The 16,529-nt window shown below is 62.8% G+C and carries 11 protein-coding genes, 1 tRNA gene and 2 pseudogenes; 9 read left to right on the top strand and 5 right to left on the bottom strand.

What is annotated here, in order from left to right:
* Positions 1-5 precede the first annotated feature (5 nt).
* The 4 genes from HV770_RS36315 to HV770_RS36330 form a co-directional block, all read right to left on the bottom strand.
* Entirely contained in the window at positions 6-1,061 is a 1,056-nt protein-coding gene (locus HV770_RS36315; protein WP_175166246.1) for a permease, read from the bottom strand.
* Between the two features lie 24 nt (positions 1,062-1,085).
* Positions 1,086-2,156 carry a tRNA 2-selenouridine(34) synthase MnmH gene (mnmH, locus tag HV770_RS36320; protein ID WP_175166247.1) on the bottom strand — a complete coding sequence of 357 codons (1,071 nt, stop codon included), beginning with the start codon at positions 2,154-2,156 and terminating at the stop codon, positions 1,086-1,088.
* 187 nt (positions 2,157-2,343) lie between these two features.
* On the bottom strand, positions 2,344-3,408 hold the full coding sequence (gene selD / locus HV770_RS36325) for a selenide, water dikinase SelD (protein ID WP_175166248.1): 1,065 nt from the start codon (positions 3,406-3,408) through the stop codon (positions 2,344-2,346).
* Positions 3,409-3,633: 225 nt separating this feature from the next.
* The gene (locus HV770_RS36330) at positions 3,634-3,990 is read right to left on the bottom strand and encodes a beta-xylosidase (RefSeq protein ID WP_246291555.1); all 357 of its coding nucleotides are present in this window, start codon (positions 3,988-3,990) and stop codon (positions 3,634-3,636) included.
* Between the two features lie 190 nt (positions 3,991-4,180).
* Between HV770_RS36330 and fdnG the strand changes: the two genes are divergently transcribed.
* The 9 genes and pseudogenes from fdnG (at position 4,181) to HV770_RS36375 (ending at position 15,211) form a co-directional block, all read left to right on the top strand.
* Entirely contained in the window at positions 4,181-7,249 is a 3,069-nt protein-coding gene (gene fdnG, locus HV770_RS36335) for a formate dehydrogenase-N subunit alpha (protein ID WP_175166249.1), read from the top strand.
* A 9-nt stretch (positions 7,250-7,258) separates the two neighbouring features.
* Positions 7,259-8,191: a formate dehydrogenase subunit beta gene (fdxH, locus tag HV770_RS36340; protein WP_175166250.1), complete on the top strand. Its 933-nt coding sequence runs from the start codon at positions 7,259-7,261 to the stop codon at positions 8,189-8,191.
* Positions 8,178-8,834 (top strand): formate dehydrogenase subunit gamma, encoded by a 657-nt coding sequence (locus tag HV770_RS36345; protein WP_175166251.1) that lies wholly within the window; start codon positions 8,178-8,180, stop codon positions 8,832-8,834. Before fdxH ends, HV770_RS36345 begins: the two co-directional genes overlap by 14 nt.
* 87 nt (positions 8,835-8,921) lie before the next feature.
* The gene (gene fdhE, locus HV770_RS36350) at positions 8,922-9,923 is read left to right on the top strand and encodes a formate dehydrogenase accessory protein FdhE (RefSeq protein WP_175166252.1); all 1,002 of its coding nucleotides are present in this window, start codon (positions 8,922-8,924) and stop codon (positions 9,921-9,923) included.
* A gap of 34 nt (positions 9,924-9,957) precedes the next feature.
* Complete coding sequence (gene selA / locus HV770_RS36355; protein WP_175166253.1) at positions 9,958-11,400, top strand: L-seryl-tRNA(Sec) selenium transferase; 1,443 nt, start codon at positions 9,958-9,960, stop codon at positions 11,398-11,400.
* Positions 11,397-13,316: a selenocysteine-specific translation elongation factor gene (gene selB, locus HV770_RS36360; protein WP_175166254.1), complete on the top strand. Its 1,920-nt coding sequence runs from the start codon at positions 11,397-11,399 to the stop codon at positions 13,314-13,316. The genes selA and selB overlap by 4 nt, the downstream gene beginning before the upstream one ends.
* 20 nt (positions 13,317-13,336) lie before the next feature.
* A tRNA-Sec gene (locus tag HV770_RS36365) sits at positions 13,337-13,429 on the top strand.
* A 171-nt stretch (positions 13,430-13,600) separates the two neighbouring features.
* A pseudogene (locus tag HV770_RS36370) lies at positions 13,601-14,326 on the top strand (integrase arm-type DNA-binding domain-containing protein).
* A 660-nt stretch (positions 14,327-14,986) separates the two neighbouring features.
* Positions 14,987-15,211 carry a helix-turn-helix transcriptional regulator gene (locus tag HV770_RS36375; RefSeq protein WP_175166255.1) on the top strand — a complete coding sequence of 75 codons (225 nt, stop codon included), beginning with the start codon at positions 14,987-14,989 and terminating at the stop codon, positions 15,209-15,211.
* A gap of 1,197 nt (positions 15,212-16,408) precedes the next feature.
* Here HV770_RS36375 and HV770_RS39605 read toward each other — a convergent pair.
* Positions 16,409-16,529 (bottom strand): annotated as a pseudogene (locus tag HV770_RS39605) (IS110 family RNA-guided transposase); the annotation flags it as partial.

A 16,529-nucleotide genomic window follows, 5' to 3' on the forward strand; every position in this document is an offset into this window, starting at 1 on the left:
GAAATTCAGAAGCCCAAAGCAATCGCAAGCAAGCCGCTCACCACGCCGCATGCGACCACTGCCACGGCGACCACGGTGAGCACGCGCCGCGGAAACGAGCGGCCCAGCATGGCCATCGACGGCACGCTGATCAGCGGCAGCGTCAGCAGCAATGCGCCAGCGGGACCGGCGGCCATGCCGAACGACAGCATCGCCTGGATGATCGGCACTTCGCCGGCAGTCGGGATCACGAACAAGGTGCCGGCGATCGACAACGCGACGATCCACAGCAGGCTGTTGTCGATGTGCGGGCCGATGTGCGGAAACAGCCACGCGCGCGCCGCGCCGAGAATCAGCACCAGCACGATGTATTCGGGCACGAGGCGCAGCGTCATGCTGCCGAGGATTTTTATCCAGCGTGTGAACGCGGTGCCGGGGTCGTCGGCGGTGATCAGTTGCGAGAGAGCTTCGCGCGACGCTTCGGCTTCTTTCGGCGTGACCATGCGGTTCACCAGATAGCCGAGGCCGAACACCATGACGATGGCGAGCGCGAGCCGCAAGCCCATCCACTGCCATCCGAGCACGAAGCCCATGAAGATCAGCGTGGCCGGATTCAGCGCGGTGTTGCCGAGCCAGAAAGCGATCGCCGCGCCCGGCGCCGCCTGGCGCGCGCGCAAACCGGCAACGACCGGCGCCGCGCAGCAGGTGCACATCATGCCCGGCAACGACATCAGGCCGCCCTTCACCACACTGCTGAAATCGGTCCGGCCGAGCGCACGCGCGACCCATTGCGGCGGAATCAGCGCCTGCACTGCCGAGCCGAGCAGAAGGCCGAGCACCATCGCTTGCCAGATGGCCTTGCCGTACGCGAACGCGTAATCGATCGCGGCCTGCCACGATGCGTCCGGCGCACTCGCCGAGGTGCCCATCAGGATCGATTTGCCGATCGAGTGCTGGCTCGCGGCGACGAATGCGCGGTTGTAGTACGGGAACCACTTCACGTAGAAGAGGCCGACGACGGCGATCAGCAGGAAGACGATCCAGCCGAGCGCGATACGAGGTTGTCTAAGGGTTGATTGCATGAGTGGTCTCAGCGTGGTTTTTGATCAGATCACAGAGGCAAGCGCGCGGCTGTCGAGCCGCGCCAATAACGCTTTCGCCTGGTCGACGACGTCGGCGTCGTTGGGGCGGAAAGTCAATGGCAACGCGTGCGGCAACTGGACGAAATGCTGATGGCTGCTGCGCGCGTACGCCGGATCGTAATGCCGCTCGATCAGTTCGTGCGCGAGTTCGGCGCGCTGATCGGCGTCGACGAGCTGCTGCCAGCCCGTCACCCGTTCACGACTATGCAAACCGATCAGCCGTTGCAATTGCGCTTTCAGCGCAGCGGGGTCGTCGAACAGATGGGCGTAATCGTGCAGCAGGAACTCGGCGCGATCTTCGCGGCTCGACAGCACCTCGACGCACGCACCCTGGTGAAACGTTTCCAGCAACGCGAGCGGCAACGCGACCGAACCGATGCGCCGGCTTTCCGCTTCGACGAACACCGGCCGCCCCGGATCGAACTCGCGCAGCGCGCTCACGAGCAGCGTATCGAAACGCTTCTGCGACGGCTGCGGCACGCCCGCCCATGCGCCGAGCAGCGAGCCGCGATGCGCGGCCAGCGCTTCGAGATCGAGCGTCTGCGCACCCGCCTGGCTCAGCGCCGCGAGCAGGCGCGTCTTGCCGCTGCCGGTGGGGCCGACCAGCGCGATGTAGGAAAAGGTTTTCGGCAGGGTGTCGAGCGTGTCGAGCGTGAAGCGCCGATAGCTCTTGTAGCCGCCGTCCAGTTGGCGCGCGGGCCAGCCGATCATGTTGAACAGCGTCGTAACCGAGCCCGAGCGCTTGCCGCCGCGCCAGCAATAGATCAGCGGCCGCCAGTTGCGCGGCCGGTCGGCGAAGGTCGTTTCCAGGTGATGGGCGATGTTGCGTGCGACCAGCGCCGCGCCGATGCGCGTGCCTTCGAACGCCGACACCTGCTTGTACGTCGTGCCGACCAGTACCCGCTCTTCGTTGCTCAGCACAGGCGCGTTGAGCGCGCCGGGAATATGGTCTTCCGCGAACTCGAGAGGCGTGCGTACATCGATGATTTCATCGAAATCATCTGCTTTTTCGAGGCTGACGAGAAGGTTTTTCAAGGGGTACGGACGAAACGGGGCGGCGAAAGGGTGAAATTATCGCATGCGCCGCCAGGACGGGCCTGCGTATGCGCGAAGCTGTTGGCGTGCGGGGCGGTTCCCGTGGGTTCTCGTGCCGGTCTGTGGCGTGCGCCGGTGCGCGGAGCGCAGGCGTCAAACAAGCTCGCTAAGCAGCGCCTCAAACGTTTCAAACGACTTCCACGCGCCTTTCTCCATCCACCATTTCGCCGATCACGCGCGCGTCGCCGAAACCGTCGGCATGGAACAGCGCGAGCACTTCGTCGGCGGATTCGGGTGCACACGAGACCAGCAGGCCCCCCGAGGTTTGCGGGTCGGTTAGCAGCGCACGCGCCGTCGACGGCAACGTGGTGGGCAGGACGATGTCCTTGCCGTAGGCGTCCCAGTTGCGCCCCGAGGCGCCGGTAACGATGCCTGCCTGCGCGAGGCCGACCACCTCCGGCAGCCAGGGCAGATCCGCATAGCGCACGCGGGCGGTGAGATTGGAGCCGCGCGCCAGTTCCAGCGTGTGCCCGAGCAGGCCGAACCCGGTGATGTCCGTGAGCGCATGCACACCGTCCAGCCGCGCCAGTTCCGCGCCCGGACGATTGAGCTTGGTCGTTGCGCCGATCATCGCGGCGTAGCCGGCAGCGTCGAGCCGGTCTTTCTTCAGCGCCGCCGACAGGATGCCGACGCCGAGCGGCTTGCCGAGAATCAGCACGTCGCCCGCCTGAGCGCCTGCATTGCGCTTGACGCGCTTCGGATCGACCACGCCGATCGCGACGAGGCCGTAGATCGGCTCGACCGAATCGATCGAATGGCCGCCCGCAAGCGGAATGCCGGCTTCGGCGCAGACGGACTCGCCCCCCTTCAGCACGGCCGCGATGACGTCGTGCGGCAGCACGTTGATCGGCATGCCGACGATGGCCAACGCCATGAGCGGCTTGCCGCCCATCGCGTAGACGTCGGATAGCGCGTTGGTGGCGGCGATGCGGCCGAAGTCGAACGGGTCGTCGACGATCGGCATGAAGAAGTCGGTGGTGGCGACGATCGCCTGCTCGTCGTTGAGCTTGTAGACGGCGGCGTCGTCGGCGGTGTCGTTGCCGACCAGCAGGTCGGGGAAAAACGGCAGGGGCGCGCTGCGCTTGAGCAGATCGGCGAGTAGGCCGGGCGCAATTTTGCAGCCGCAGCCGCCACCGTGCGACAGGCTGGTGAGGCGCGGCGATGGGCTGGTTTGGGCGTGGGTGTCGGTCATGTGGCGCGAGTCTCTGGCTGCGGATGACCGCAATTATGCGGGTTGTTCGCCGGCAGCGCTGCCCAGACGTGCTTCGCGCACACGGCTCGAGCGGGAAGGCGCGGCAGAGCGCCACGAGCTTCGCGCTATCGCGGGATGCCTTATCTCACAATAAATAGAGTCAAAGCGCAGGGGAGGCAAAAAATTGTTGCACAAAAAAGTGCGGCAAATGGAGCCGCGTCAATGTCATTTATTGCTGCCTGCGCCGGTGCCGTACAAGCCGTTGTCAAAACCCCCCGCACCGTTGGCTTTGTGGTCTTCCCCCGTTTTGCCGCGCGAGGGGGCCGACCCGGCGTCCTTCGCTTGCGGTTTGTTCGACTCGTGGACCATCGAGGCCGCCGGATCGGGCGTCGCCCCCATCGCGGACGTGCGATTTTCCTGCTGCTCGGAGCCACCGCCTTGCGGAATCTGCGCGCTGCCGTACGGACTCGCGACGAGCATCACGGCGCCCAGCACGAGCGACGCGACGCGCGCCGAGACGAATACTCGCGCGGGCGTGTGAAAATTGTCCGGGCGGACATGGTGCAGAGAGCGGCGAGTCATAGGAGCGCCTTTTACCAAGTTAAAAGTTGGTGTAGCGCAATCTATGCAGCACGAATGATGCCCGCGGTTTATTAAAAACCGGCTATGAAAGTTCATATTTGCCCTGGTGCCCAAGCGTGCAAGTCTGGCTGCACGACGTCATATCGCGCCCTATAATCGTTTCAGTATCCCCAAGTGCCGAGGCCATTAAATGACCCAGATGTCCCGGCGACAATTCCTGAAAGTTTCTGCCACCACGCTAGCCGGATCGAGTCTCGCCCTGATGGGCTTCTCGCCGGCACCCGCGCTGGCGGAAGTCCGCCAGTACAAATTGTCGCGCACAACCGAAACCCGCAACACCTGCCCGTATTGCTCGGTAGGCTGCGGCATCCTGATGTACGGACTGGGCGACAACGCCAAGAATGCGAAGTCCAGCATCATCCACATCGAAGGCGATCCCGATCATCCGGTCAATCGCGGCACGCTGTGTCCGAAGGGCGCGAGCCTGATCGACTTCATTCATAGCGAAAGCCGTCTGAAGTATCCCGAGTACCGCGCGGCCGGCGCTAAGGAATGGCAGCGTATTTCGTGGAAAGACGCGCTCGACCGCATCGCGAAGCTGATGAAGGAAGATCGCGACGCCAACTTCGTCGAGACGACCGAAGACGGCAAGAAGGTCAATCGCTGGCTGACCACCGGCATGCTGGCCGCATCCGCCGGTAGCAATGAAGTAGGCTATTTGACGCACAAGACTATCCGTAGTCTTGGCATGCTCGGATTCGACAATCAAGCACGTGTCTGACACGGCCCGACGGTGGCAGGTCTTGCCCCGACGTTTGGCCGTGGAGCGATGACGAACCATTGGGTCGACATCAAGAACGCGGATGTGATTCTCGTGATGGGCGGCAATGCGGCCGAGGCGCACCCGTGCGGTTTCAAGTGGGTGACGGAAGCCAAGGCGCATCGCAAGGCGAAATTGATCGTGGTCGACCCGCGCTTTACGCGTACGGCGTCGGTGGCGGACTATTACGCGCAGCTCCGGACCGGCACGGACATCGTATTCCTGGGCGGCGTGATCAACTATCTGCTCACCAACGACAAGATCCAGCACGAGTACGTGAAGAACTACACGGACATGTCGTTCATCGTTCGTGAGGATTTCTCGTTTACCGACGGTCTGTATTCGGGCTACAACGCCGAGAAGCGCAGCTACGACAAGAGTTCGTGGGACTACGAGCGCGGCGACGACGGCTTCGCCAAGGTCGATCCGACGCTGCAGAACCCGCGCTGCGTCTATCAGCTGATGAAGCAGCACTACGCGCGCTATACGCCCGAGCAGGTCGAGAAAATCTGCGGCACGCCGAAGGAGAAGTTCCTGCACGTGTGCGAGATGCTGGCATCGACGGCGGTCCCCGGACGCGCCGGCACGGTGTTGTACGCGCTCGGCTGGACGCATCACTCGGTCGGCTCGCAGATCATCCGAACCGGCGCGATGGTGCAACTGCTGCTCGGCAACATCGGCATTGCGGGCGGCGGCATGAATGCGCTGCGCGGTCACTCGAACATCCAGGGGCTGACCGACCTCGGCCTGATGTCGAACCTGCTGCCCGGCTACATGACGTTGCCGATGGAAGCGGAGCAGGACTTCGACGCGTACATCACGAAGCGCGCCACGCAGCCGCTGCGGCCGAACCAGTTGAGCTACTGGCGCAACTATCGCGCGTTTCATGTGAGCTTCATGAAGTCCTGGTGGGGCGATAACGCGACGGCCGAGAACAACTTCGGCTTCGACTATCTGCCCAAGCTCGACAAGTCATACGACATGCTGCAGGTCTTCGAGCTGATGAGTCAAGGCAAGATGACCGGCTACATCGCGCAGGGCTTCAACCCGCTCGCCGCTGCGCCGAACAAGGCGAAGATCGGCGCGAGTCTGGCCAAGCTGAAGTGGCTCGTCATCATGGACCCGCTCGCTACCGAGACCTCGGAGTTCTGGAAGAATTTCGGCGAGTTCAACGACGTCGATACGGCGTCGATCCAGACCGAGGTATTCCGTCTGCCGACCACCTGTTTCGCGGAAGAGCGCGGCTCGCTGGTCAGCTCGAGCCGTGTGCTGCAGTGGCACTGGCAGGGCTCGGACGGCCCGGGCGAATCGAAGAGCGACCTCGAGATCATGTCGGGGCTGTGGCTGCGCATCCGCGACGCTTATCGAAAGGACGGCGGCAAGTATCCCGATCCGATTGTCAAGATGAGCTGGCCATATGCCAATCCGGAAAACCCGACGCCCGAAGAGATCGCGATGGAGTACAACGGTAAGGCGCTCGCTGACGTCACCGACCCGACCGACAAAACCAAGGTGCTCGCGAAGAAGGGCGAGCAGCTGGCGAGCTTCGCACAGTTGCGCGACGACGGCAGTACCGCGAGCGGTTGCTGGATCTTCTGCGGATCGTGGACTCAGGCGGGCAACCAAATGGGCCGCCGCGACAACTCCGACCCGACCGGCATCGGCAATACGCTGAACTGGGCGTGGGCGTGGCCCGCGAACCGGCGGATTCTGTACAACCGTGCGTCGTGCGACGTGAGCGGCAAGCCGTTCGATCCGACGCGCAAGCTGATTGCGTGGAACGGCAAGACGTGGTCGGGTGCCGATATTCCGGACTTCAAGGCCGACGAGCCGCCTGAAAACGGCATGAATCCGTTCATCATGAATCCGGAGGGTGTCGCGCGCTTCTTCTCGCGTGACGGTCTGGTCGAAGGACCGTTCCCCGAGCACTACGAGCCGTTCGAAACGCCGCTCGGCTACAACCCGCTGCATCCGGAGAACAAGGCGGTCGTCAGCAATCCGGCGGCGCGCGTGTTCCCGAACGATCGGGCGGCATTCGGCACCCACGAAAACTTCCCGCATACGGCGACCACCTATCGTCTGACCGAGCATTTCCACTACTGGACCAAGCACGCGCACCTGAATGCGATTATTCAGCCGCAGCAGTTCGTGGAGATCGGCGAGGATCTGGCCAAGGAAGTCGGCGTGGTGGCAGGCGATCGCATCAAGGTCTCGTCCAATCGCGGCCACGTGATTGCGGTCGCGCTCGTCACCAAGCGGATCAAAACGCTGACGATCGAAGGCAAGAAAGTCCAGACCGTCGGATTGCCGCTGCACTGGGGCTTCAAGGGCCTCACGCATCCGGGTTATCTCGTCAATACGCTGACGCCCTCGGTGGGCGATGGGAATTCGCAAACACCGGAATTCAAGTCGTTTCTCGTCAAGGTCGAAAAGGCATAAGGAAAAGAGATGGCACTGCAATCACTGGATATCAGACGCGTGTCCGCCACGACCGTGCCCACGCCGCAAGCGCGTGAGCCGGCCACGGGCACCGTCGCCAAGCTCATCGACGTGTCGAAGTGCATTGGCTGCAAGGCGTGTCAGACCGCCTGCATGGAATGGAACGATCTGCGCGACGAAGTCGGCGTGAACGTCGGCGTCTACGACAACCCGGCCGATCTAACCGAGCATTCGTGGACCGTCATGCGGTTCTCCGAGTACGAGAATCAGCAAGGCGATCTGGAGTGGCTGATCCGCAAGGACGGCTGCATGCACTGCGACGATCCGGGCTGTCTGAAGGCCTGTCCGGCGCCTGGCGCGATCGTGCAGTACACGAACGGCATCGTGGATTTCCACGAGGAAAACTGCATCGGCTGCGGCTATTGCATAACCGGTTGCCCGTTCAACGTGCCGCGCATTTCGAAGAAGGACCATCGCGCGTACAAGTGCACGCTGTGTTCGGATCGCGTCGCGGTCGGCCAGGAGCCGGCGTGCGTGAAGACCTGCCCAACCGGCGCGATCATGTTCGGCACCAAGGAGGACATGCACCAGCAGGCCGCGGACCGGATCGTGGATCTGAAGGAGCGGGGTTTCCAGAACGCCGGTCTGTACGATCCCGCCGGAGTGGGCGGCACGCACGTGATGTATGTGCTGCACCATGCCGACCGGCCGGGTCTGTATCACGGTCTGCCGGAGAATCCTAAGATCAGCGTGATGGTCTCGCTGTGGAAGGGTCTCGCGAAACCGCTGGCGCTGGCGGGTATTGCGTTCGCGGCCATGGCCGGCTTCTTCCATTACACGCGTGTCGGTCCGAACGAGGTGACGGCGGAAGACGAAGCCGTAGCACAACGCGAAGCCGACGAAGCACGCCGTTCGAGGGAGGCATCCAATGAAGCACCCTGAGCATACCGGGCTGAAGGACGTGAAGGGCCATAGCCTGATCGTGCGCTATACGCCGAACGAGCGCACGAATCACTGGATCACCGCGATCACGTTCGTGTTGCTGGCGCTTTCCGGCCTCGCTATGTTTCATCCGGCGATGGCGTGGCTCTATGCGGTCTTCGGCGGCGGGCAATGGACGCGGATTCTGCATCCGTTCGTCGGCTGCGTGATGTTCGTGTCGTTCCTGATTCTTGCGTTGCGCTTCTGGCATCACAACTATCTCGACCAGGCCGACATCCAGTGGATGAGGCAGATCGACGACGTGCTCAACAATCGTGAGGAAAAGCTCCCCGCGATCGGCAAGTACAACGCCGGTCAGAAGCTGCTGTTCTTCACGATGGTGGTTTGCCTTGTGCTGTTGCTCGCGAGCGGCATCGTGATCTGGCGGCGCTACTTCTCGTTCTATTTCCCGATCGGGGTCATCCGGCTCGCGGCGCTGGTGCATGCGGCTACCGCGTTCGTGCTGATCGTCGGTATCGTCGTGCATATTTATGCGGCGTTGTGGGTGAAGGGCTCGATCGGCGCGATGACGCGCGGTACGGTCACGTACGGCTGGGCGCGCAAGCATCACCCGAACTGGTTCAAGGAAATCATCGGCAAATAAGGCCGCGCGTTTCAGCGTCCTGCACACCGAGCCGCCGCCTTTGTTCGACGAAGCGCGGCGGCTCTTCAGTTTTTAGAGGTCGATATAGTGGTTCAACGCATTCTGGAAGCGGGCGACATCGAGGCGCTCGATCACACGGCGATTCCGCGCATCCGCATGCCGGAACGCCTCGCGGTGTTTGCGCCGCGCGCCGCGCGCCTGCGCCAGCTCGCGGGTCTCAACAATCCGATCGCCGGTTACCTGCGCCTGATGGCCGTGCTGGCCGACGCGCAGCAGGCGGTGATCGCGGGCTTCAAGGCGCAGCCGCCGAGCCCCGAGTTGATCGCGAGTGCGCAGCAGCATTCGATGCCGCTGATCCCCGCGCTCTCCGGCGTCCGCGATCCCGCGTGGCGCGCGGTGCTGAGCCAGTTGCTCGACAAGCTCGAAGCCGCCGGACCGCTCACGCCGCCGCTCGTGGAATTGATCGCGCGCTTGCGCACGCTCGACACCGCCACGCTCGACGCTCAGGCCGATGCGATCTTCGCGCAGCGCTTCGACGAAGTCGATCCCGCCAGCGCGCCGTTCATCATGGCCGCGCTGCAGGTAGTCTGGACCGATCTCGCCGCCGACATCGACAAGCGCGAAGTGCCGTACATCGAAACGCTCGGGCTGTGTCCCGTGTGCGGCTCGCACCCGGTGGCGAGCATCGTGCGGGTGGGCGGCGTGTACGACAACTACCGTTACCTGCAATGCGGTTTGTGTTCGACCGAGTGGCACATGGTGCGCTCGAAATGCTCGAACTGCGATTCGACCAAGGGCATCGCCTATCACGTGGTCGGCTCGCCGGACGCTGACGAAGCGACGCGGGAAGCCGAATCGAAAAACGCCGTATTAAAGGCGGAGTCGTGCGACGAATGCCATACTTACCGGAAGATCGGCATTCAGTCGAAGGATTACGATTTCGAGCCGTTCGCGGACGATCTCGCCAGCCTCACGCTGGATCTGCTGATGGGGGCGGAGGGTTACCGGCGCGCGTCGCCGCATCCGTGGTTGTGGCCGGAGCAGGCTGGCGACGCGGATGAGCCCGCCAGCGAGTCCGGGTCCGACTAGAATCGGCCGGACACCACTTCAAAGGGATTGCTTCGTGAGCGATGTGAGCGGCTCGGAATTGCGCGCGCTGATGGCGCGCGTGCCGTCGGTGGAGAAGGTCATGGCGTCGGCGGAATTCGCGGCGCTGATCGGCGACTATGGTCGTACGCAGGTGCTGGGCGCTGTGCGCGCCGCGCTCGACGCGTGGCGCGCCAGCGCGCAGGCGGGCGATGCATCCGTCAGCGCGCTCGACATCGCCCGGCTGCACGCCGCGGTCGAAGTCGCGCTGCGCAAGCGCAACGCGTCGCGCTTGCGCAGCGTGTTCAATCTGACCGGCACGGTGCTGCACACCAACCTCGGCCGCGCGCTACTGCCCGACGAGGCGGTGCAGGCCGTGATGAAGGCGCTCACGCAGCCCGCCAACCTCGAGTTCGATCTCGCCACCGGCAAGCGCGGCGATCGAGACGACCTCATTGACGAACTCATCTGCGAACTGACCGGTGCCGAAGCGGCCACCGTGGTCAACAACAACGCCGCCGCAGTGCTGCTGACGCTGTCTGCGCTGGCGTCGAAGAAAGAAGTGGTCGTGTCGCGCGGTGAGCTGGTGGAGATCGGCGGCGCGTTTCGCATTCCTGACATCATGAGCCGCGCGGGCGCCAGACTGCGCGAGGTCGGCACGACCAATCGCACGCATCTGAAGGACTACGCCGAAGCCATCGGTCCGCAAACCGCGCTGCTGATGAAGGTCCACGCGAGCAACTATGCGATCACCGGCTTCACCAAGGAAGCCGGCCTCGACGAAATCGCGCCGCTTGCGCATGAGCGCGGCCTCGCGGTCGCCGTGGACCTCGGCAGCGGCACGCTGGTCGATCTGAGCCAATGGGGCTTGCCGCGCGAGCCGACCGTGCGCGAAACCGTCGAAGCCGGCGCGGACCTCGTCACGTTCAGCGGCGACAAGCTGCTTGGCGGCCCGCAAGCGGGCTTGATCGTGGGGCGGCGCGATCTGATCGCGAAGATCAAGAAGCATCCGCTCAAGCGCGCGCTGCGTGTCGGCAAGCTGACGCTCGCGGCGCTGGAGCCGGTGCTGCAGTTGTATCGCACGCCCGAAAAACTGCTGGATCGGCTGACCACGCTGCGCCTGCTTACGCGTGGCGCCGACGACATCCGGCTCGCCGCCGAGCGTGTGCAGCCGGCTTTACAGCGCGCGCTCGGCGAACGCTATGCGGTGCTCGCGGAGCCGATGTTCAGCCAGATCGGCAGCGGCGCGTTGCCGGTCGATGTGCTGCCGAGCTACGGCCTCGCCGTCAGGGTGGCCGGCGGCAAACGCGGCGGACGTCATCTGTTGGCGGTGGAAAAGCTGCTGCGCGAGATGGCGCGGCCGGTGATCGGCCGGATCGCGGACGATGCGCTGCGCCTCGATCTGCGCTGCCTCGAAGCCGCCGATGAAGCGCAACTGATCGCGCAGTTGACCGAACACCTGAAGGGCGTGAAGGCATGATCGTCGGCACGGCGGGGCACATCGACCACGGCAAGACGAGCCTGGTAAAGGCGTTGTCGGGCGTCGATACGGACCGGCTGAAGGAAGAAAAAGCGCGCGGCATTTCGATCGAACTGGGTTACGCGTACGTGCCGCTCCAGAACGGCGACGTGCTCGGCCTGATCGACGTGCCGGGCCACGAAAAGCTCGTGCATACGATGACCGCGGGCGCGAGCGGCATCGATTTCGCGCTCCTCGTGATTGCCGCCGACGACGGTGTGATGCCGCAAACGCGCGAGCATCTGGCGATCGTGGAACTGCTCGGCATTCAGTGCGGCGCGATTGCGTTGACCAAGGTGGATCGCGTGGATGCGCAGCGGCTGCGGGAAGTGCGCGATGAACTCGCTGCGTTGGTGAGCGGCGGCGTGCTGAAGGATGCGCCCGTGTTCGAGACCTGCGCGACGCGCGCTGACGATGCCGGCGTGGCCGCGTTGAAAGCGCATCTGCACGCGGCCGCCGAGGCGTGGCATATGAAGCGCGCCGACGGCCTGTTCCGGCTTGCCGTCGACCGGGTCTTCACACTCGCGGGGCAAGGCACCATCGCCACCGGGACCGTGGTCGCCGGCAGCGTGACGGTCGGCGAGACGATGTTGCTGGCGCCGAAGAATCAGGCGGTGCGGGTGCGCAGCATTCATGCGCAGAATCGGCCGGCCGAGACCGGGCGTGCCGGCGAGCGCTGTGCGTTGAATCTGGCGGGCATCGAAAAGAGTGCGATCGATCGCGGCGACTGGATCGTCGATCCGCGTCTGTCGCAAGCGTCGGAGCGGCTCGACGTGATGCTGACGCTGCTCGCCGATGCGCCGCTCACGCTCGAGCATTGGGCGCCGCTGCATGTGCATTTGGGCACACAACATCAGGTTGCGCATGTCGCATTGCTCGAAGGCGAAACACTCGGCGCCGGTCAGCGCGCTCGTGTGCAACTCGTGTTCGAGCGGCCCGTGTGCGCGGTGGCGGGTGACCGATTCGTCGTGCGCAATGCGCAGGCCGATCGAACCGTGGGCGGTGGGCATGTGCTCGATGCATTCGCGCCGTCGCGCAAACGGCGCTCGGCCGAGCGGCTCGCGTGGCTCGATGCGATCCAGACAATGCTCGACACCGGCGCGCTCGACGCGATGTTCGCGAGGGCGCCGCACGGTTTGTCGCGCGCGTTGCTGGAAAGGCTGACGGGCATGCCGGGGGCTGCGCTCGCGTTGCCGTCCAGCACTCGCGTGGTCGAATTGCCTCGCCACGATGCGTTGCTGGTCGCCGATGCTTCATGGCAGGCGTTGGACAACCGGCTGATATCGACGCTGACGCAATATCACGAGCGCTCGCCGGACGAACTGGGCCCGGACGTGTCGCGCTTGCGGCGAATCGCTGCGCCTTTGGTGGACGATGCGCTGTGGCGCGCGCTGGTCGACGAAGCGGCGGCGCGCGGTGCGGTGGTCAAGCGCGGGCCATGGCTGCATTTGCCTCACCACACCATGACGCTCGACGACGCCGACCGGGCGCTCGCGGCAGCGCTGCTGCCGGCGGTCAAGGCAGGGCGCTTCGATCCGCCGTGGGTGCGTGATCTGGCGAGCGCGCATGGTGTGCCCGAGGAGCGTGTGCGTCAATTGATGCGCAAACTCGCGCGCCAAGGCGAGCTTTTTCAGGTCGTGCATGACCTCTTTTATCACCCGGAAATGATTCGCGAACTGGCTGCCATCGCGGCGACCGAAGCACAGAAAAACGCGGGCACGGTAGGCGCCGCGCCTTTTCGTGATGCCACCGGATTGGGACGCAAGCGCGCGATCCAGCTTTTGGAATTCTTCGACCGGGTTGGGTATACTCGCTTCCACCGTGGCCTGCACCTGATGCGCACGGATAGTCGTTGGCTCGATCTGCTGATCGAGTAACGCGTAGTTCAATCACCGAAGGAAGGCATTCGTATCCGGTGGTGCGGCTGGGCTTCAAACCCAGTTGAGGACGTCAGACGTTCTCAGGTCGGTTCGACTCCGGCTGCCTTCCGCCCGGAAGGGCTTCCCGCGCAGTCCCACAGTCTCCCGGAACACCCGTAACCAATTGATTTTGCGTGATTTGTGGGTAACGGCGTGCTTGCGCCATTCCGCACCGTCCCGCACAATTTCCGCACGAAGTATGGGTAGCGGAATGGGTTTTGTGGGTAGGAATGGAGGGCAACATGGCAGGACGACAGTTGCAGCGGCTCAGCGCATTGCGGGTCGCGAAGGAGGTGACCTCGGGCCATTACTCTGACGGCGGCGATCTCTACATGCAGATCGCGGACAGTGGCGCGCGTTCGTGGGCGTTCCGGTTCAAGCTTGGCGGGCGCGTGCGGGAGATGGGCCTCTGATCGCTTTCACGTGTCTCGCTTGGCGAGGCGCGCAAACTCGCCGCCGAATACCGTGACATGGTGAGGGACCTGATTGATCCTATCCTCGCGCGGCGTGAGCAACAGCGTAGACAGTTGCTCGATATCTCGTCGGATGCCAACCTGACATTCCGTGAGGCAGCCGAAGCGTTTATCCGTGCGCAGGAACCTCACTGGCGAAATGGCAAGCATGTGCAGCAGTGGCGCAACACACTCATCACGTACGCATGTCCTGTGATCGGCGACGTCCGGGTGCGCGGCATCGACACCGCGATGATCGTACGGATTCTCCAGCCGTGCATGGGTTTCCGGTCAACGTTCCGCGACTGGGTGGCCGAATGCACGGAATACCCGGATTCGCTAGCGGAAGAAGCCTTGGCTCACGTCATCGTTTCGCAGACAGTGGCGGCTTACCGGCGTCGCGACCAGCTTGAGCATCGGCGGCTGATGACGGAGGACTGGGGAAGGTACTGCGGCAACGAGCAGGAGAAAACTGCGTCAACGGCGTCGGCTGTACCGCAAGCGTTCGCTGCATAGTTGTCAGTGTACGTTGAGAAATCAGGATCGTTCTATGGATGCGTTGCCATCGCTCATTGGGCATTGATGACGAGAACGGGTATGCACGAAGGATTTTTCGATGCGTACTGGTAAGTGGAATTATTGAATGGGGTGCAGGTGGTAGGAGGTTCAAATCCTCTCGCCCCGACCAAAGAAATCAAGGCCTTACAGCACCGCTTGTGAGGACTTTTTCTTTGGCTTCCAGAATAGTGCCACTTTTAGGCCACTCCAGTACCGGGAACGCAATGGAAGTTCTGGGTACGCAGGGGAATCGGCTGAACTTGTCCTGCCCGCGGAGTCAGTGGGCGAGGGCCCGGTGGCGGTTCAATCATTTTCGCGAGAGTGTCGGGGCAGCGGAGCGTCTTCGGTTTGGGCGCTCTGTCGCACGGATTTCACTGATCACGCTGGTTGGCTAGCGATAAAATCGGAAGGATTCGGTTTCATATCCCCCGTCAAAGCGAGGCTTCACTTCGTCGCCGAAGGGGTGGGAACTCTGGGAACTGGGGGGACGATGCCTGCGAGACACGACTCTGAAATTGTGCAATTTCATTCCCGACGGGGCATTTGCCACGCTCCGAATTGTGCTCTAGATTGCTATATGTCCGGTTCGTGCCGGACGCTGTCAGGAGGAGTCTGGCGATGGCTGATCAATTCGTTGAGAATCCGGCGAAGCAACGTTTGATTCGCCTTCGCGAGGTGCGTCTGCGTGTTGGTCTGGGCACAAGTACTGTCTATCGGTATCTGGCCGAAGGTAAATTTCCACGGCCTGTACAAATCGGTGGTGGTAGGGTTGCATGGCTAGAGACCGACGTTGATGCATGGATTTTAGACCGCGTTGAGGCCAGTGGGCGCAGAGCAACCTAGCTTGGTTCGGTTCTGTCGCGGCGATTTTCGCGATATCACAAGCCGTTGGAGCGCAACAAAACGCGGACTTACGGGAGCTTGAGTTGCACGGTCGTACTGCTGCAATGAATATTTCGTTATCCTTTTGATTTGCCTTCCATCCTCGCCAGAAATGCTTCCCGGAGCAGTCTACGCTGTCCCGTGACTCGCCCCGGAAGGCCGTCGAATGGACCTTCCGGGGTTTTTTCTTGTGCCGGAGCTTGCCGGCCAGTGCCATCCAATCTCAAGCAGGAGTATGGGGCCAACGGATTAAAAGTCCAAAGGTGGTGGAACTACTAGGGGGCGTTCCACCGGACGGCGATGCACAGCCTCTTCGGCTACATCGACCTACGGCGCATGCGGTGGGCTCGACGAAAGTACAGGAGGTTGCGGCAGCACAAGCGACGTAGTACGGCATGGCTACGTAGGATGAAGTTCGTCCACCCCAGGTTGTTTGCCCACTGGCGTGTCGTTGGCGTATCGGCTGGATAACGGGAGCCGAATGAGTCGAGAGCCTCACGTTCGGTTCTGCGAGAGACTCGGGGTGCAACTCCCCGGGTCTACTCACCTCTAAATAGTGCGCCATGTCTGCACGATTTTGGGACGGCCGACGTTTCGTGAAACCGCCCAAGGGCGAACGTCATTCTCAAGCGCTGCGTTGCTCGGCCTTGCTATCAAAATGGCCCGGTGCGGGAATCGAAACGAGGGAGTTGAAGTCACCATCATTCCCCGTCATTTGCGGACATTAATCAACTTGGCAACGGGATTCGATCATTAAATACGGTTTTGATAGTAGCAGTTATCGAAACTGGACGGGTGACCGAACACCGCCGTCGCTATCCCACTTCGTTTCCCTCATCGGCCAGCATTGCGCGACCGTTTGCGGCTGGTCGCGATACGCGACACGGGAGATTCACCGGGGTAAGGGCCAACGTGGCAGTCGCGCGGCCGCTGTATGGGACTTTGAGTCTCAGTTTTGCAGTTGGCCTACCGCTGCGGCGTCGCATAGGCTTGGACCAGGCCAACAGGTGCGAGACACGGAAATGAAGGGGTCGATAGTTGTGGCTATGTACCCCTTGCCGCCAGGTGATAGGCGGCATCTTCCAATCCTTTTCAATGTTGCGCAAGGCCAGATACAGCAGTTTGCTGGCGGCTTCGTCGCTCGGGAAGTGGCCACGATTCGTCACCTGAGTACTTCAGGCCCTCGTACTGCTTGATCGCTGCAGTATTGGCCAGATGTACGGCAAAACCGTCGGCCATCAGTCCGTCGACAAGCCAGTACCAGTTGAACGTTGATTCC

This window comes from Paraburkholderia fynbosensis (assembly GCF_902859935.1).
Taxonomy (GTDB): Bacteria; Pseudomonadota; Gammaproteobacteria; order Burkholderiales; family Burkholderiaceae; genus Paraburkholderia; species Paraburkholderia fynbosensis.